General features: G+C 69.7%; 14 protein-coding genes. 7 read left to right on the top strand and 7 right to left on the bottom strand.

The features are described 5' to 3' along the window. Positions 1-6: 6 nt before the first annotated feature. The 4 genes from DL990_RS32280 to DL990_RS32265 form a co-directional block, all read right to left on the bottom strand. Positions 7-1890 (bottom strand): serine/threonine-protein kinase, encoded by a 1884-nt coding sequence (locus DL990_RS32280; RefSeq protein ID WP_125800942.1) that lies wholly within the window; start codon positions 1888-1890, stop codon positions 7-9. Between the two features lie 46 nt (positions 1891-1936). Next, entirely contained in the window at positions 1937-4165 is a 2229-nt protein-coding gene (locus DL990_RS32275) for a cation-translocating P-type ATPase (protein ID WP_125800941.1), read from the bottom strand. A gap of 341 nt (positions 4166-4506) precedes the next feature. Then, positions 4507-5622 carry a DUF6801 domain-containing protein gene (locus DL990_RS32270; protein ID WP_125800940.1) on the bottom strand — a complete coding sequence of 372 codons (1116 nt, stop codon included), beginning with the start codon at positions 5620-5622 and terminating at the stop codon, positions 4507-4509. A gap of 73 nt (positions 5623-5695) precedes the next feature. Beyond that, the gene (locus DL990_RS32265) at positions 5696-6928 is read right to left on the bottom strand and encodes a DUF6801 domain-containing protein (protein ID WP_125800939.1); all 1233 of its coding nucleotides are present in this window, start codon (positions 6926-6928) and stop codon (positions 5696-5698) included. Positions 6929-7414: 486 nt separating this feature from the next. Between DL990_RS32265 and DL990_RS32260 the strand changes: the two genes are divergently transcribed. From DL990_RS32260 to DL990_RS32250, 3 genes are all read left to right on the top strand, one after another. Continuing rightward, complete coding sequence (locus DL990_RS32260) at positions 7415-7987, top strand: hypothetical protein (RefSeq protein ID WP_125787061.1); 573 nt, start codon at positions 7415-7417, stop codon at positions 7985-7987. Positions 7988-8058: 71 nt separating this feature from the next. Further along, complete coding sequence (locus DL990_RS32255; RefSeq protein WP_125787060.1) at positions 8059-9273, top strand: lipase family protein; 1215 nt, start codon at positions 8059-8061, stop codon at positions 9271-9273. A 7-nt stretch (positions 9274-9280) separates the two neighbouring features. Further along, a complete protein-coding gene (locus DL990_RS32250) occupies positions 9281-9829 on the top strand; it encodes a GtrA family protein (protein WP_233598992.1) in 549 nt (182 codons plus the stop codon). Here the strand turns inward: DL990_RS32250 and DL990_RS32245 are convergent. Next, positions 9769-10965, bottom strand: a complete 1197-nt coding sequence (locus tag DL990_RS32245; RefSeq protein ID WP_125800938.1) for a helix-turn-helix domain-containing protein — start codon at positions 10963-10965, stop codon at positions 9769-9771. The genes DL990_RS32250 and DL990_RS32245 overlap by 61 nt on opposite strands. 281 nt (positions 10966-11246) lie before the next feature. Here DL990_RS32245 and DL990_RS32240 point away from each other — a divergent pair, with 281 nt between their 5' ends. The 4 genes from DL990_RS32240 to DL990_RS32225 all read left to right on the top strand — a co-directional run bounded on the left by DL990_RS32240 (position 11247) and on the right by DL990_RS32225 (position 16609). After that, complete coding sequence (locus DL990_RS32240; RefSeq protein ID WP_125800937.1) at positions 11247-12467, top strand: helix-turn-helix domain-containing protein; 1221 nt, start codon at positions 11247-11249, stop codon at positions 12465-12467. Between the two features lie 341 nt (positions 12468-12808). After that, positions 12809-13798 (top strand): alpha/beta fold hydrolase, encoded by a 990-nt coding sequence (locus DL990_RS32235; RefSeq protein ID WP_125800936.1) that lies wholly within the window; start codon positions 12809-12811, stop codon positions 13796-13798. 339 nt (positions 13799-14137) lie between these two features. Then, positions 14138-15328, top strand: coding sequence for a helix-turn-helix domain-containing protein (locus tag DL990_RS32230; protein WP_199746689.1), 1191 nt, complete (start codon positions 14138-14140; stop codon positions 15326-15328). A 36-nt stretch (positions 15329-15364) separates the two neighbouring features. After that, positions 15365-16609, top strand: coding sequence for a CdaR family transcriptional regulator (locus tag DL990_RS32225; RefSeq protein ID WP_125787055.1), 1245 nt, complete (start codon positions 15365-15367; stop codon positions 16607-16609). Between the two features lie 101 nt (positions 16610-16710). Here DL990_RS32225 and DL990_RS32220 read toward each other — a convergent pair whose 3' ends face one another. Both DL990_RS32220 and DL990_RS32215 read right to left on the bottom strand, forming a co-directional pair. Next, entirely contained in the window at positions 16711-17379 is a 669-nt protein-coding gene (locus tag DL990_RS32220; protein WP_125800935.1) for a hypothetical protein, read from the bottom strand. Positions 17380-17390: 11 nt separating this feature from the next. Continuing rightward, the gene (locus tag DL990_RS32215; protein WP_125800934.1) at positions 17391-17894 is read right to left on the bottom strand and encodes a hypothetical protein; all 504 of its coding nucleotides are present in this window, start codon (positions 17892-17894) and stop codon (positions 17391-17393) included.

Raw genomic sequence — 17894 nt, 5'->3', positions numbered from 1 at the left:
TCAGCCCTAGGGTTTCGGAAGTTTCGGCAACAACGCCCCGGCGAAGGCCTTCGCCTTCTCGCAGGATTGCTCGGCGGTCTTCTCGGCACCGCTGGTCCCGACGGTCAGCTCGACGTTCTCCCCGTCGCGGTCGCTGACGGACCGATGCTGCCAGGTCAGCGAACAGGTCGAGCGGGCGGCGCCGTCGTCCCTTCTCGCCAGGTACACCTTGGCACCGCCGAGATCCAGGGTGGCGGTCTCCGTGTAGTACGAGTCCTTCGATTGGGCCGGCGGGTACGCCCGCACGAAGCTCAGCCGGACACTGCCCGTCGTGTCGTACCGGCATTGGTGCAGATGTTCGCGGATCGTTTCGACGACCGGGCCGATCAGCCGGTCCGTGGTCGCCGGTCCGAGCAGCGCGCACGGGTCCAGTGGAGCCAGGGTGCCCGCCGGAAGCGCGCGCTCGTGGCCTCCGGCACGGATCCGCTTGACCGCGTCGGAGAGCGCGGCCTTCACCACCGAACACGCCTCGTCCTTTGTGGACATCGAGTTGACGTCGACGCCGAGTTTGGTGTTCGGCAGGCCGGCGACCGGGACGGCGACCGCGCACGCGTCGTCGGAGCCCTTGATGCGCAGCGGAAGCCCTTCGAGCTCACCGCCCGCCACGCCTTCGACCAGATCGCCGCCGATCTCCAGGTCCAGCCACTTCCCCGTGGGCGAGGAGTACGTGCACGAGTCGAAATGAATGTCCATCTCCGTGCTCAGCTTGCCGAACCCCGGCACGTCCCGGCCCGCGAGCACCTTGCACAGGTCGACCCGGCGCAGGTTGTCCGGGCCGAGCGGATCCTGGTTGACCGGGGTGGCGACCGGTTCGTCCGGCTGCGGCGAGGAACTCGGCGCGATGGCGGCCGGAGGCGGGTCTTCCCCGGACAGCGAGACCGCCGCGACGGTGCCACCGGCCAGCAGCACCACGGCGGCCGCGGCCAGTCCGGCGTACAGGCCGCGCCGGGATCGCTTCGGCGGAGGCGGGTTCAGCAGCCGCCGGACCTCGGCCTGCTGTGTCTCGATGAGGTGCGACACCACCGGCGGCCACGGGCTGGTCACCGGCGGGATCGGGCCGAGCCGCTCCAGCACCCAGGCCGGGGACGGCCGGTCCGCCGGGTTCTTCGCGAGGCACGGCTCGACGATCTGCCGCAGCTCCGGCGCCAGATATCGCAGATCGGGCTGGACGTGCACGACGTTGTACAGAGTGTGCGGAGTGGACGTCCCGGTGAAGGGGCTCTTCCCGGTCGCGGCCAGCACCAGCAGCGCGCCGAACGAGAACATGTCGCTCGCCGCGGTCAGCGGCTTGCCCTCGGCCTGCTCAGGCGACATGAACCCGGGCGAACCGATGACGGCGCCGGTGTGCGTGAGTTCGGAGTCGCCTTCGACCGCGCGGGCGATCCCGAAGTCGATCACCCGGGGGCCGTCACCGGCGAGGATGACGTTGCTCGGCTTCAGGTCCCGGTGGATCAGCCCGGCGCGGTGGATGTCGCCCAGCGCCAGCGCGAGCCCCGCGGCGAGGTGCCGGACCGCCATCGGCGGCAGCGGCCCACCCGCGGAGACCGCGTCGGAAAGGGCCGGTCCCGGGACGAACACCGAGGCCAGCCACGGTGTCGGCGCGTGCGGATCGGCATCCATGACCGGGGCGGTGTACGCGCCGGACACCAGACTGGAGGTTTCGACCTCCCGGCGGAACCGCTCGCGGAAGCCGGGGTCGTGCGCGAAACCCGGGTGGACCTGCTTGATCGCGACCAGTCGCCCGTCGGAGGAGATCCCGAGCAGCACCCGGCCCATCCCGCCCTCACCGAGCGCGGCGAACACCCGGTAGCGCCCCACGCCGGTGGGTTCGCCGGTGTTCAACGGCTTCACGAAGGCCCCCTTGTCCGGGGCGATGGTACAAAACCACCCGGAAGTGTCACGCAGCGCGTCGGTCCGCGCGGCCGAAGTCCTTGAGCCGGAGGCTGTTGGACACGACGAGCACGGAGGACAGCGACATCGCGGCACCGGCGATCAGCGGGTTCAGCAGGCCCAGCGCGGCCAGCGGGATCGCGGCGACGTTGTAGCCGAACGCCCAGACCAGGTTCCCCCGGATGATCCGCAGGGTCCGGTCGGCGAGCCGGATGGCGTCGGGGACCACGCGCAGGTCTTCGCGGACCAGCACCATGTCGGCCGAGCGCAACGCGATGTCACTGCCCTGTGCCATCGCCATGCCGAGATCCGCGGTGGCCAGCGCTGGACCGTCGTTGATCCCGTCGCCGACCATCGCGACCCGCGCTCCCCCGGCCCGCAGTTCTTCGATGACGGCGGCCTTCTCCGCGGGCAGCACGCCGGCGCGCACGTCGGAGACGCCGATCTCGTCCGCGACCACGCGGGCGGCGGCTTCGTTGTCGCCGGTCAGGAGCACCGTCCGCAGGCCGAGCGCGTGCAAGGCGTCGACGGCGGCCCGCGCCGACGGCTTCACGACGTCCCGGATCGCCAGCTGTCCGGCGACCCTGCCGTCCACGGCGACGAGGATCGCCGTGGCGCCGTCCGCCGTTGTGAAGTCGCCGGGGACGGTGATCCCCCGATCGGCGAACAGCCGCGCGTTGCCGACGAGGACCTCGTGCCCCTCGACCTCGCCCTTCGCACCGAGCCCCGGCAGGGCGCCGAAACGTTCGACACGGGGCAGGTCCGGCAGCTCAGCCCTCGCCGCGGTCACCACGGCCGCCGCGATGGCGTGCTCCGAACCGGACTCCACGGCTCCGGCGAACCGCAGTAGCTCGCCGTTGGTGAACCCGTCGGCGGGGCGGCACGCGGTGACGGTCATCTTCCCGGTGGTGACGGTGCCGGTCTTGTCCAGCACGACGGTGTCCACCGTGCGGCTCGCCTCGAGCGCGTCGGGTCCCTTGATGAGGATGCCCAGCTGGGCGCCGCGGCCGACCCCGGCCATGAGCGCCGTCGGTGTCGCCAGCCCGAGCGCGCACGGGCAAGCGATGATGAGGACGGCGACGGCGGCCGCGAAACCTTCGCGGACGGGCGCCCCGCCGAGCAGCCAGACCGCGAGCGTCACCACCGCCACGCCGAGCACGGCGGGGACGAACACCGCGCAGATCCGGTCGACCAGGCGTTGCACCGCCGCCTTGCGGGCCTGCGCGCGTTCGGCCAGCGCGGTCATCTGGGCGAGCTGGGTGTGCGTGCCGACCGCGGTCGCGCGGACGACCAGCCTGCCGTCCCGGTTCACCGAAGCGCCGATGACCCGGTCTCCTTCACCGACCTCCGCGGGCACCGGCTCACCGGTCACCGCGCTGACATCCACAGTGGACAGTCCGCCGTGGACGACGCCGTCGGCGGCGATCGACTCCCCCGGCTTGACCACGAACAGCTCGCCGACGGCCAGTTCGCCGATCGGCACCATCCGCTCCGCTCCGTCCCGCAGCACCCGGACGTCCTTGGCGGCCAAGGCGTCCAGTGCCGCCAGGAGCCCGGCGGCACTTCGCCGGGACCGGCTTTCGAAGTACCGGCCCGCCAGCAGGAAGGTGGTCACCCCGGCGGCGACGTCGAGGTAGATCGCGTCGGCGCCGGCCGCCGTCGGGCCGAAGCCGATCCAGTACCCGGGTTCGGAGCCGCCCGCGAAGGCGGACCACGCCGACCACGCGAACGACGAGAGCACACCCAGCGAAACCAGGGTGTCCATACTGGACGAACGATGGCGAAGGTTCCGCAACGTGGCGCGGTGGAACGGCAGTGCGGACCAGAACACCACCGGAACGGCCAGCGCGAGGCACAGCAGTTCCCAGCCGGGGAACCGCAGCCTCGGCACCAGGGCGAGCGTGATCGACAGGTTCCCCAACGGGATCGCCAGCAACGCGGCGACCACCAGCCGCCGACGGAGATCCCGGACCCGGGCGAAGCCGCTGTCCGGATCCTCTTCCCCGCGGACCTCGGCCGTGTAACCGGATTTGCGGACCCGCTCGATGAGCACTTCGTCGGCCAGCGATTCGGGCACCTGCACGGTGGCGCGCTCGGTCGCGTAGTTCACCGACGCGCGCACCCCGTCCAGTTTGTTCAGCGTGCGTTCGACCCGCGCCGAACAAGCGGCGCAGGTCATCCCCGATACGGTCAGTTCCACCGTGCGGACGGCGGCCTCCGGCGCGGAAATCGTCATTTCGTGGCACTCCCGGGTTCACCAATGGTTCCTTGGTGGCGGAACAGGTGTCCGGTGGTGTCGCGAGGCAGATTACCGCCGCCGGGAACCGGACCCGCCGTCGGCCCGACTACTGCGGTGGTGGTGGGAACAGGTGCCGGGGAGAGCCGGTCGTGAGTGTTCGGGTGCCGGAGCGCTGGCGGCGGTTTCGCGTGTCTGGACGGACGACACACGTGTCGTCCGTCCAATCACACGAACCTCTGTGTGTGAAGGGCACTTCCTCGGTACATGAAAGACCCCTTCCTTGCGCCTAGGTACAGGAAGGGGTCCTTCATGTACTTCACGCGAGCGCAGGTGCGTGACTATCGCGGGGTCAGTGTGAGGTCGAAGGTGTTGCCGTCGCCCTGGACGAGCGAGCTCACGTACGAGGTGAACGCGCCGCAGCCGGTCAGGGGCGCCAGCGAATAGGTTCCGGTCAGCGTGCCGCCTGCCGCCATGGTGAAGCCGTCACCGGTGCGCAGTTCCGCCGTCGACGGGGTCGACGTCCGGCAGCCCGGCCCGCTGCTGACCGGCATGCCGACGAGCGTGACGAGCGGCAGGACGGTGGTGAAGCGGGGCCGTGCGACGAAACCGGTCCCGGCGAGATCGCCGCCCTGCGGTCCGTCGGCGACGAACTCCAGATCCGCCGAGCCCGGCAGGAAGCCGAAGAGCCGGAAGTCGGCGTGCGCCTTGTCGAACACCGGGCCGCCGCTGAACACCGTGGCCGCGGTGGGGCTCAGGTCGAACGAGCCGGCCAGCGGCGCGGCGGTGCCGAGTGCTTTGAGTCCGGTCTTGCCGGCGACCGTGTATCGATGGCCGGCGGGCTTGTCGCCGAGTTCGAACGAGAGCAGCACCGGGTCCTGGCCGGGGTCGAGCGCGCAGTCCGAAGTGAACGAACCGATGCCGGTGAACGAGCCGTCGGCCTTCTTCGGGGTGAGGCGGGTGGTGAAGTCGCCGATGGTCAGGGTGGTCTTGCCCGGTTTCGCCAGCGTGATCGTGGGCACGGAACCCGTCGCCACCGTGCTGAATGTGCCGGACGGCGGGAGGTCGGTCTTGGCGACGTTCAGCGGGAGGCGCACCGGGAGCGGATTCGCGTCACCGTTGACCAGTGTCACGCCCGCGGCCGCGGTGCCCTCGATGGTGGCGGCGCCGACCAGGTTCAGCCCGCGAGCGGCCTTGTCCGGCACGGTCACGGTGATGGTCAGCCCGGAGGTGGTGAGTGTGCCGCCGGGCGCCGTCGGGACCTCGAAGTCGGCCTTGATGTTCACGTCGAGCTTCTGCAGCCCGATCAGCGGGAACGGGCAGGTGAACGACAGGTTCTTGGCCACGGGCGTGCCCGCCGCCGCGCTCCGGACCGCGACGAACAGCAGGCTGCCGGCGGTGAGCAGGACGATGAGGCCCGCCGCGAGGAGCATCCGGACGTTGATGCGAAGGGGCATGGTCGCCTTCCTGGACGGCACGGAAACGGCACCGGTCCCCGTCACGGAACGCGACGGGGACCGGCTGCCTGACTTACTTCTTGGTGAGGTTCAGATCGAGCGTGTTGCCGTCGCTCTTGGCGAACATGCTGATCATGTCGTTGAACGAACCGCAGTTCTGCAGGGCCGACAGCGAGTAGGTACCGGAGAGCTTCCCGCCCTTGAGCAGGTCGAAGTCCGGACCGGTGGTCATCTCGCTGGTGGACGGGCTGACCGTGCCGCACTTCGGGTCACTGCTGAGGGGGATCCCGAAGACCTGCACGCTCGGCAGGAACACGTTGAACTTGATGTGCGCCTTGAACCCGGTGCCGACGAGCTCACCGGACTGCTTGCCGACCTGCTCGACCTTGACCTCCGAACGTCCGTCGACGAACCCGAACAGCTTGAACTGGGTCGACGTCGGGTCGAGCTTCAGGTCACCGGTGAACGTCTTCGACGCGAGGTCCACGTCCGCGTCGAAGCCACCGTTGATCACCGCGGTGCTGCCGAGCGACTTCAGCGCGGTCTGTCCCTTGATGCCGAACGCGTACTTGATCCCGCCGCCACCGGGCGTGGTGGTGGTAGTGGGCGGGGTCGTCGGCGTGGTCGGCGTCGTGGGGGTGGTGGTGGGCGTGGTCGGGGTGGTGGGCGTGGTCGTGCCGCCACCGCCGTCACCGATCTTGATCGTGGCCAGAGTGTTGTTCTGACCGGGATCCTGCGTGCACGGCGCGTCGATCGTGCCGTCCGGCGTGATGCCGGTGACCGAACCGTCGGCCTTGCGCGGGGTGACCTTCAGCCGCAGGTCGCCCACGGTGATCTTCGCCTCGCCGGGCTGGTTGAAGGTCAGCGAAGGCGTCTTGCCCGCCGCGTTGACCGTCATCTCGCCCGAGGTGGGGATGTTCTGCTTGGCGATGTCGTTCGGGACGCTGACCGGGAGGTTGAGCCCCGGTGCCGCCACGGTCGCCGCCGCGATGGCCTGTCCTTCCAGCGTGGTCGCACCGATCAGGTTGAGCCCGCTGACCGTATCCGCGTTGATCGTGGAGACGGCCTTGATGTCGAACGTGCCGGTCGGCTGACCGGTCTTGACCGACAGCGGAAGATCGGTGTTGATCACCACCTTCAGCGACTGTGACCCCACGAGAGGCAGGTCGCAGTGGTAGTTGAGGGGCAGCGAGATCGGATCGGCGACACTGGACTGTGCCCCGACCACGAGTACCGCGGTGGCAAGCCCCACGGCGCCGGCAGCGGCGGCGGCGACCGCCTTCTTGGTTCCTCTACGGTGACTCACGATCGTCCTTCCGTGGTATCAACGATGATACGAAACGGCGTACAATTCCCCAGAGCAATGAATATCGGCCCGAGAGAATTCTCCGGGTAGCGACGATGTCTGACGGATCGCAACCGAACAGTAAACTAACGACGCGGCAGTCCCGCTATCAAGTGGTTCCCCGGAAAAGTTGACGCGCCGCCGGTAAATTGTCACCCTGGCACGGTGTGTCCGGCCGGTTCCTAGTAGCGGCACATGGGTTTTCCCAGCGCAGAGCCACCTCACGCCCCATGCGAAACCGCTGATGAGGGTGACAATCGCACTGCGGGAAACTATCTCACGCGTGCCAATCGCCCTTTCCCGGCCGTCGCCGCCTTGCCTGCCGGAATCTTTCGTGAGTAACCTCGCGTTTCAGCAAGCCGGTCACCGCCGACCACCGCGGAATCCCGCTCCTCGTGCCACGGCCGGCCCTCTTTCGCCGAATTCGACGGGGAAATCATGAAAAGAATGCGCCGCACGGCAGCGCGAATCGCGTTCGCCGCCGTCTCCTTGACCGCCTCGGCGGTCCTTCTGAGCGCCTGCGGGTCCGACGAGCCCGCCGACACCGGCAGGCACGCCGACCCGGCCGCACTCGCCTGGGCGGACAAGGTGTGCTCCGGAGTCGCGACGGGCTCGGCGAAGCTGACCCAGCCGCCCGCGTTCGACCCCAACAACCCCCAAGGTGCGAAGACCGCCATGGTGGGCTTCCTGAACTCGCTCACCGTGGCGCTGGACGACATGGCGGGCGGGATCCGCAACGCCGGGGTACCGCCGGTCCCGGATGGACAGTCCGCTGTGGACAAGGCCACCACCACCCTCGACGAGACCAAGTCGAAGGTGTCCGCGACCCTGGTGAAGATGCAGGACGCGAAGGTCACCGACCAGGCGAGCCTGCAGAAGGTGGTCGCCGACGCCGACACCACGATGAGCGGGTTGAGTGAGCCCGAAGGCCCGATCAAGCACCTGCGCGCCAACCCGGAACTGGATCTCGCGTTCGCCGAGTCCACGACCTGCCGCCAGGTCTACGGCGGCAACGCCTGAGTGAGGCCTCGAACTCGACGCTCCCCGCTCTTCCGCACCTCAACCTGCCCACCCGTTCTGGAGGCCCGGCCGTGCCGACCCCGTTCCCCCGCCCGTCCCGCCGGATACTCGCCGCCGCGCTGGCGATCGTCCTGTCCGCCGGTCTGCTGACCGTGCTGAGCGGGAGCCCGGCGAACTCCGCCGTCACGGCGGCGTCCGACGATTCGTTCTACACCCCGCCGTCCCCGCTCCCGGCGGGCAAACCGGGCGACATCATCCGCTCGCGGGTCTCGAAGGCCGGTCCGCGTAAGGATTCCGTCAACGCTTGGCAGGTCATGTACCTGTCGACGGACGCCCTCGGGCGGCCGGACGCGGTGACCGGGACCGTGCTGGTGCCGAAGAACGTCGACCCGGCGAAGGCGCCGATCGTCTCGTTCGCCGCCGGTACGCACGGTCCGGCGTTCGACTGCACGCCGTCGAAGATGATCGACATCGGCGCGTTCTACGAGCAGTCGGGCCTCGACGACGCGCTCGACGCCGGGTACGCCGTGGCGCTCACCGACTACGAGGGCTACCGCCAGGATCCGAAGACGACCTATGTGGTCGGGCGTTCGGAGGGCCCGGCGGTGATCGACGCGGTCCGGGCCGCGCAACGCCTGCCGGAGGCGAAACTGTCCACCGACGCCAAGGTGCTCTTCCGCGGGTACTCGCAGGGCGGCGGCGCGGCGGTCTGGGCCGGTGAACTGCAACCGGCCTACGCGCCGGAGATGAACCTCGTCGGCGTCGCCGCCGGCGGTGTGCCCGCCGACCTCGTGCAGGTCACCTTGCAACTCGACGGGAAGGCAGGCTTCGGCGTCTTCGCCTACGCCCTGATCGGCCTGGACAACGCTTATCCCGAGCTGAAGCTGGACTCGTTCCTCAGCGACAACGGCCGTGTGAAGCTGGCGGAGATGCAGAAGAGCGCTTGCACGTTCGAACTGCTCACCACCTACGCGAACCAGAAGATCGCGGACTACACGACCAGCGCCGGCTACGTGCGGCCGGAATGGGTGAAGCGGCTCAACGAGAACAAGCTCGGCGGCACACCGCCCAAGGTCCCGGTGCTCCTCTACCACGCCACCCAGGACCAGCTCGTGCAGTTCGCCCAGGCCGACGCGTTGCACAAGACCTACTGCACCGCCGGGGTCAAGACGACCTGGAAGACCTTCGACACCGACCACATCACGGCGGTCTACACCGGCAACGCCGACGTGCTCGCCTTCCTCAAGGACCGGGTCGCGGGCGCTCCGGCGACGTCGAACTGCTGAGCCCGCGGTGCTCAGAACCGCGCCTTCGTCCTTTGTGGACGGCGCGGCCGTCGGTGCGCGGGCCGGGAAGCGGCGTGAGCTGCTCCGGTTCGCCACCGTCGGCCTCGCCGCGTTCGGCCTCACGCTCGGCGTCAATTACGGGCTGAAACTCACCGTCCTGCAAGAGAAACCGGTCACGGCGCTGGCCATCGCCACCGTCATGGCGACGGCGTTCGCGTATCTGCTCTCCCGGCGCTGGTCGTTCCACACCCGCGGCGGCAGGCGCCGGTTCGCCGAGGCGGCGTTGTTCTTCGCGGTCAACGCCATCGCCGTGACGATCAACCTGTGCCCGCCGCTGATCTCGCGCTATGTCCTGCGGCTCGAGGTCCCCGAGGTCGGCTTCCTCGCACAGGAGATCGCGGACTTCGTCAGCGGCATGCTGCTCGGCACCGCGGCGGGTTCGGCGTTCCGCTGGTGGGGTTATCGTCGCTGGGTGTTCCCCGTCGCCGGCGCCCGTCAGGCTTCGGCGGGCCGCAGTCGTTCGGCGCGCAGCGCCAGCTCGATCCGCAGCCGCTGATCCGGATCGTCCAGCCGTTCGCCGAACAACTCCGTGAGCCGCCGCAGCCGGGCCCGCACCGTCTGCGGGTGAACGGCGAGCTGCCGGGCGATCTCGGGCGCGCTCCCCCGCGTCTGCACCTGCGTGAGCAGGGTCGCCGACAACTCGTCGTGCTGACGCGGCGCCAGCCCCGACAGCGGCTCCAGCGCCTCGACGGCCAGCCTGTCGAGCAGGAACTCGTCGGCGAGCAGCAGCAGCGTGGTGATGTGCTCCTCGCACCACAGCACCGGACCGACCGCGGTGATCATCCCCCGCTGGGCCAGTTCGGACGCGCGGCGCGCGATCCGGAACGATTCGGCGGCCTGCGCCGTCGGGACGGACACCCCGACCGTCGCCGACCAGCCGGAAGGCAGTTCCCGCAGGCCGCCGAGGTCGGCTTCCGGGCAGGCGACGAGCGCGCCGGGCGCGTCGGAGACAAGGTCCACGGGAATCGCCGACGGCAGCAGACCGGAGGGGAACGCGGGCGCGCCGGGCTCCGCGGTGAAGACGACCGCGGTGATCCGGTCCGGGATCCGCCAGCCGATCGCGACGGCGAGCGCGCCGACGTCGGCCCGGGTGTACCCGGCACCGGCGGTCAGCAGCCGGAACAGCCGGGCCCGTTGCTCCGCGGGGCCCGTCGCCTCGGCCCGGGCGGCGTTGTACCCGTCGGTCAGAGCCATCGTCACCTCGACGACGTCGCCGAACAGGCACTCCGCCGCGCCGTAGAGAACGTCGCCCGGCAGCTGGAGCCGGCGGCCGGCCGAGGCGATCGACCGCCACAGCACCCGGCTCGAGACCCTGAACGCCGCCTGTGCGGCCTCCCTGCTGAGCCCTTGATGGAAGGCGATCCTGCCCTGCGCACGGAAATCCGCCAGCAGGTCGTTCTGCAGCAGTTCGGGAACGCCGATCCGATCGATGGCGCGTTCGATACCGCGCCTGGTCAGCTCGATGGCGGCGGCACGCGCCTCGCTGTCGCTGAACACTTCGGCGCATTCACCGATCTCGGACGCCACGCCTTCGACGCAGTGCCGGGCGATCGACGGGATTCGCGGGCGGACGGCGTCACCGAGTTCCCTCGGCAGGCGGGCCCACAACGCGCCGACGGGCTGCCAGCTCACGTGTGCGATCCCCCGTAGTGAAGTAGGCCGACGATTCCGGGCACCAATTCCCTTTCGTCCGCGCGCCACCGGCGCACTCGAATGCACGGAGCGTAGAACCGTCGCCACATCCGTGTCAAAAGCCGGCACATCGGCGACTTTCGTTGCCCATTCAACGTCACATTCGCGGTACACGCGCTCGGCCGATCCAGTAGAAACACTGCGGCACCCGTTCCCGTCGATCCGACGCGGTTGCGCAAAGGGATTCACGTTTCCCGTCCTCGGTTCGAAGAAAATCAAAGGTGGTCTCGGTGGTCCAGTACCGCGGTTTCGACATGCTGGCGACGTTGCCACGTTCGCTCGGCGAAGAACTGCGTCCGTATACCGGGCACGCCGCGGCGGCCATGGTCAACCAGGTACAGCGGTCCGTCCCCGCGTATTCACAACCGCTGCGCGGCGTCTTCGGCCGCGTCCTGGTCGTCTCGTGCGATCGCGCGGTGCGGCATTACGTCGACTGCATCGGCGATCCGGACGTGCCCCACGACCGCTGGATCGACTTCTACCGCATGCGCGGGCGGATCGAGTTCACCGAGGGCCGGAGCCTGGAACCGTTGCACGACAGCGTGACGGTCGGCGCACGGGCGGCGTGGCGGGCGATGCGGCCCATCGTGCGCGGACTCGGCGTCGGCCTCGACGTCATCGCGCTCGCGGCCGAGTCCGTCTTCGTCTACGTCGACGAACTGTGCGCCACGACGATCGAGGGCTACCAGGAGGCGGAGGCCAGTGCGGCGGGCGCGATCCCGCTCCGGCGCCGCCGTCTGCTCGAACTGATCGCGCAGGCGCCGGAAGGGTCCGCGTGCAGTATCGCCAGCCTGGCCGACGGCGCCGGCTGGCGGGTGCCGGGGGCGGCCGCCATGGTCGCGCTCCAGCGCGCTCCCGGCGCGCCCGCCTTCCCCGGCCACCTGCTGGACGACACCGTGCTGGCGGACCTCGACACCGCCGAGCCGTACCTGCTCACCGCGGATCCCGACGCCGACCTCGCGCCACTGAAGGACGCGCTGGACGGCTGGCGCGCGGCGGTGTCCCCCGTCGTCCCGCTCGCCGACGCCCCGGCCGCGCTCCGCACCGCCCGCCGTGCCCTGCTGCTGAACAGCGAAGACGCGCCCGGCCCGGTCATCTGGTGCCGGGACCACCTCGCCACGCTGTGGTTGCTCGCCGAGGACTTCCTCGGCGCCGAACTCGCCAAACAGAGTCTCGACCCGTTCACCTCGCTGAGCAAGAAACAGCAGGAGCGGCTCAGCGAGACCCTGCTTGCCTGGCTGGAAACCCGCGGCGGGGCACCGGAGATCGCGCGACGGCTCGGCGTGCACCCGCAGACCGTGCGCAACCGTCTCCGGCAGTTGGAGGAGCTGTTCGGCGACCGGCTCAGGGACGCCGACGACCGGCTGAACATGCAGCTGGCACTGCGCGCCCAGCGGCTTATGCGCGCCCACCGCCGCGACGAAGCGCCGCCAGGGAACTGACGCGCCGGACCCGCCGTTCCGGTGGCGGCACGGTGGGGAGCACCCAGCGGAGGCCGCGGCGGGCACGCTTCGCCCTCGGCTGATCGACGTGGAAGTCCGCTCGGCAGGCCATCGCTTTCTCTCCCCGTGGTGACGGGTGTTTACCGACGCTTTCCTGAATACCGGGACGGTGGGAGAATGTCGATGCGCGATTGCCCGGCGGTCCCGGTTTTGGCATCCGTCTCGGGGTCCGCCCCGGCATTCTTGTCACCCCGGTCGCAAATGCCGGACGTATCCCGCGACACGCTGACGGACCGGCTTTCTTCACGTTATTTTGACGCCTGACAACCGAAAGGCGGGACATGGCCCTCGAAGCGCGCACACTGACCCTGCACGGGCGGGAAATCCGGCTGCGGGAATACCTTCCGTCCACAAAGGACGCCGCGGGCGAGCCGCTCGTACTGCTGCACGGGATCTCGGGCAGCGGAGAGACCTGGGCGCCGTTGCTCGACCATTTCGAGCGGACCGGGTTCGGGCGCCGCGTCCTCGTCCCCGACCTCCCCGGCCACGGCGATTCCGCCGCCCCTCGGGCCGATTACGGCCTCGGCGCGATGGCCAGCGTGGTCCGTGACGTCCTCGCGCTCACCCGGAACCGGCACGCGACCATCGTCGGGCATTCCCTCGGCGGCGGGATCGCGATGCAGTTCGCCTACCAGTTCCCGGAGATGTGCGCCCGACTGGTGCTCGTGGGCAGTGCCGGACTCGGCCCGCAGGTGACCCCGGTGCTGCGCGCGACGGCGCTGCCGGGCGCCAACGCGACACTCACCCTCGCGGTCAACCCGCTCACCGTCGCGATCGCGCGCGGACTCGCGGCGGCAGGCCGCTCACTCGGCGGGAAGTTCTCCGCCGAAACCCGCGAGCTGACCCGTCACCTTGCGTCACTGGCCGACCCTGGCAGGCGGCGGGCGTTCCTGTTCATCGCGCGCAGCCTGATCGACCTCCGCGGTCAGCGCGCGAGCGCGATCGACAAGCTCTACCTCGCCCGCGAAGTGCCCACTCTCGTCGTCTGGGGCGCGCACGATCCGCTCATCCCGGTCACGCACGGCCGTAAGACGGCCGAAGTGCTGCCGGACAGCCGCTTGACGGTGTTCGAAAATGCGAAACACTTTCCACATGTGGCCGACCCGGCCCGGTTCGGCGGCGAGCTCGAACGCTTCCTCACCGAGACCGCGCCCGCCCGGTTGACCCTGGACGAAGTCGTCGAGGTGCTCATCCGCGCCAGCGAGGCGGCGGAAGAGCTCGAAAACGCCCCGGAAAAGTTGTCATCCGGACGCCATCTCAGGCCTGCCTAAATGTCACTCACCGCCGGAATGGACCACCCGTTCGGGTGTAGTCCATCCAGGTGGCCGATCAAGGTCCCGCCAGCCGTTGACAGTCCTCTCGGCCGGATTTTATGTTGCGTGAGCCACAAAATCTGGATCGGCTTCACCGTTGAAGAGGCTGATTTTGTTGCTAGCAAGGATAAAAACATGACCGACTTGGATACCGGGTTGTCGCGGAACGATCTGCGGACCGCACGGCCAGACCCCGACGTGCGTCACCCCGCCACCCCGCACCGCCAGCCACCGGGTCCGGTCCAACGACCGCGCGCCTTCACGCCGGCACCGAGAACCCCAGTGGAGAACCGACCTGTGCGCAGCACCGGTGCGAATGGACTGTGGGCGTCACTGCCCAGAGACCTGGGCGAGCGGTTCCGGCCGCGGGCCGACCCCTTGGCACGAGCCATCCTTCAGGAGGTGCAACGAGCCGTCCCCGAATACGCGCAGCCCCTGGAAGGCGCGTTCGGACAGATCATCACGCAGGGTATCCGGCAGGCGATTCTGCACTGCCTCGATACCATCGGTCAGGGGACGACGGCGCTCGACAAATGGTCGGCGGTGTTCCGCAACCTCGGCAAGGTCGAGTTCAACGAAGGCCGTAGTCTCGATTGTCTCCAGACGGCCTACCGCGTCGGCGGTCGCGTCGCCTGGCGGCACGTTTCGGAATTCGGGCAGTCGATCGGAGCGGACGCCGATCTCCTGTGCACCGCGGCCGAAGCGATTTTCGCTTACGTGGACGAGATTTCCGCACTTTCGATCGAGGGCTACACGGCCGCGCAGGAACGGGCCGCGGGCACCAGGGCGAGACGCAGGCGAAGGCTGCTCGAACTGATGCTCTCCGATCCGCCGTCCTCACCGCAGTCGATCGCGTCCCACGCCGCCAACGCCCAGTGGGCGCTGCCCACCGAGATCACCGTCGTCGCACTGGAGCGGCGGCTCGGCCCACTGGACCCCGACAGCGCCGACCTCGACGCCGACGTCCTCGTCGATTTCGAGGGTCCCAAGCCCTGCCTGGTCACGGGCGACCCCGAAAAGCACCTGAAGGATCTCGCCGAACGGCTCCCCGGCTGGCGCGCGGTGATCGGCCCTGCCGTGCGGCTCACCGAAGCGCCGCGGTCCCTGCTGTGGGCTCGCCGCACGCTGCGGCTGGTCCAGCGCGGGATCCTGCCGGACAACCCGGTCACGAGGTACAGCGATCACCTGTCCACCCTGTGGCTGCTCGCCGACGAGTTCCTGGTCCGTGAGCTGTGCACGCGCAGCCTCGCCCCGTTCGACGACCTCACACCCAAACAACGGGCGCGGCTCGGGGAGACGTTGCTGATCTGGCTCCAGTCCCGGGGCAGCGCTCCGGAGATCGCGAAGAAACTCAAGGTCCACCCGCAGACCGTCCGCTACCGCATGCACCAGCTCATCGATCTCTTCGGCGACCGGTTGAACAACGCCGACGACCGGCTCGACATGGAGATCGCGCTGCGCGCGGAGGCCTTGCTCGCCCAGGACTGACAGATCAGCGTTTCCCACTCACAACGAGGTGACGAGGTGACCCGACCGCAGGATGCCCGCAGCGGGGTCGAGGCGACGTACGGCCCGCTCCTCACGCCCGCTCGGCCGGGCGGGTCGAGCGGGCGCCCCGTCCAGCTCTGGGCGCTGCTGCCGAGAGAGCTGGCGACCGTGTTCCGGCCGGTGCTTGCCGACGTGGCCGGGGAAGTGGTCCGCGAGATCCAGCGGACCATCCCCGACTACGCGCGGCCACTGGACGGCGCTTTCGGGAAGGCGCTCAAGACCGGCGTCCAGATGGCGTTCCTGCAGTTCGTGGAACGGATCGGGAACCCGGAGGCGCCGTCGGAAGACCGCCGGAGCGTGTTCCTGAGCCTGGGTGTCCAGGAGTTCCAGCAGGGCCGCAACGTCGACGTCCTCCAAGCGGCGTACCGCGTCGGCGCCAGGGTGACCTGGCGCCGCGTCGCCGAAGCCGGCCGCCGCGCGGGGGTGCCTTCCGCGACGCTGTGCCTGCTCGCGGAAGCCATCTTCGCCTATATCGACGAGCTGTCGGCGCTGTCCGTCGAGGGCCACGCGGAGGCGCGGGAAAAGGCCGCCGGCGCACTCGAACGCCGTCGGCACCGGCTGATGGAACTCCTGCTCGCCGAACCGCCGTCGCCGCCCGACGTCATCAAACACGCCGCCGACCTCGCCCGCTGGCAACTCCCCGAGCTGCTCGTCGCCGTCGCGCTGGAGCAGTCGCCGGACGAAACCCCGGCGATCGCGTCGACCGCGCTGGCCGACTTCGAGACCACCTCCCCCTGCCTGCTGCTCCCCGCGCCGGAACCGGACGATCGGGAGCGATTCGCCGAAGAACTGGCGGGCAGGCGCGCCGCGGTCGGCCCCGCCGTCCCACCCGCTTTCGCGGCGCGCTCCTTGCGAGCCGCGCGAGAAGCCCTGCGGCTCGTCGACTCCGGCGCGCTCCTCGACGAACCCGTGACGTGGTGCGTCGACCATCTTTCGCGCCTGTGGCTGCTCAAGGAACCGTTCCTGGCCGCGGAGCTGGTCCGGGAACGGCTCGGGCCGCTGACCGGATTGACCGGCAAGCAGCATTCGCGGCTGGCCGGGACGCTGCTGGCGTGGCTGGAGACCTGCGGGAACGTCCGCGAGGTGGCGGAACGGCTCGCGGTGCACCCGCAGACGGTGCGGTCCCGCGCTCAGGAACTCGAGACGCTGTTCGCCGACGGGCTGCGGGACCCTGAGCGGCGGTTCGAGATGATCCTGGCGCTGCGGGCGGCGCCCTCCTGATCCCGTAGCGCGTGAAGGCCCCCTTCCCTCGGCTGAGCCGGGGGAAGGGGGCCTTCACGGAACGACAGCACCACGCAAGTAGGTGACTAATTGCGGAAGCGCTAAGCGGCGGCCAGAGCGGTCACCCGCCACCTACCGTCGGAGCGTTCGGCGGTGACGCTCAGCTGAGCCGCACCCGTACTGCGTTGCCCGTCCCCGCGCACGCCGGTCTGGTCCAGGAACACCAGCAGCGACGCCCGGTCGCCGTCGAGGACCTTGACCCCCGAGACAACCGGAGTCGAGGTCACGACCAGTTTCTGCTCCGCCGCCAGTCCCCTGACCTGCGCGAACAGTTGGTCGTACTGTCCAAGCGCCGGCCCGGTGAGGACCTCTTTCGCGGCTTGTTCACTCTTGGCGGGGTCGTCGTAGCGGTAGGAGAACACCGTGCCGAGCGCCTTGCCGATCTGGTCGCCGACCTCCGCGGTGGTGGCGACGTCGGTCAGCGCGGTGTTGTGCGCCAGTACCGCCGTGGTGTCCCGCGCTTCGATGGCGAACCACCCCGCGAGGCCCGCCATCACCAGCGCGACCGCGCCGAACACCGGCGGGAGACGGCGACGTCGCACCGGCTCGACGACCTCGTCGGCGTGCTCGGCTCCCGGATCGGCGGAGTCGGCCTCCACGACCTCGTCGGTGGCTTCGAAGGGAGCATCGAGAACCCGGGTGCTCCCACCCATTTTCCCGGCCACCTTCACGGTGCGCCGCGCCGGTTTGACGGCTCGTTTCGTGGTCATCCCGTCCTCCGTCAGGGCTTTCCGGTGTCGGTCACCGGCACCTGGCCGAGCGACGTGACGCGCCACCCGTCCGGCGTGCGGTTCAGGCCGGCGCGGAACCGGTTGTGCTTGGTGACGGCTTCCCCGCCTTCGGGCCGGACTTCGAGTTCGACCGAGGCGATCACCTCGGCGGCCCCGCCGCCACTGTCCACTTCGGTCACCGCGGCGTCGACGACCCGGCCGGTGGTCACGGTCTTCGCCTGGTCGATCCGGCCGAGTCCGCCTTCCCTGTCCCGCGCCAGCTCTTCGTGCAGCGCGCCGCCGGACAGGTTCAGCCAATTCTGGTAGCCCTGCTCCGCCTGCCGGTAGTCCAAAGTGGTCAGTGCGGTGACCGCCTGCCTGCCCACCTGCAAGGCCTCCTCGCGGACCGTGGCCCGTGCGACGCCGTCGTCCCGGCTCGCGTCCCACCAGGAGTGGCCGAACCAGGCCGCCAGCGCCGTCGCGACCGCTGCGAGGAGTGCGGCGATTCGAGTCAT

This window comes from Amycolatopsis sp. WAC 01416 (genome assembly GCF_003947485.1).
Taxonomy (GTDB): domain Bacteria; phylum Actinomycetota; class Actinomycetes; order Mycobacteriales; family Pseudonocardiaceae; genus Amycolatopsis.
Note: the sequence above shows the minus strand (reverse complement) of the source record. Positions and strands in the feature narration are given on the sequence as shown.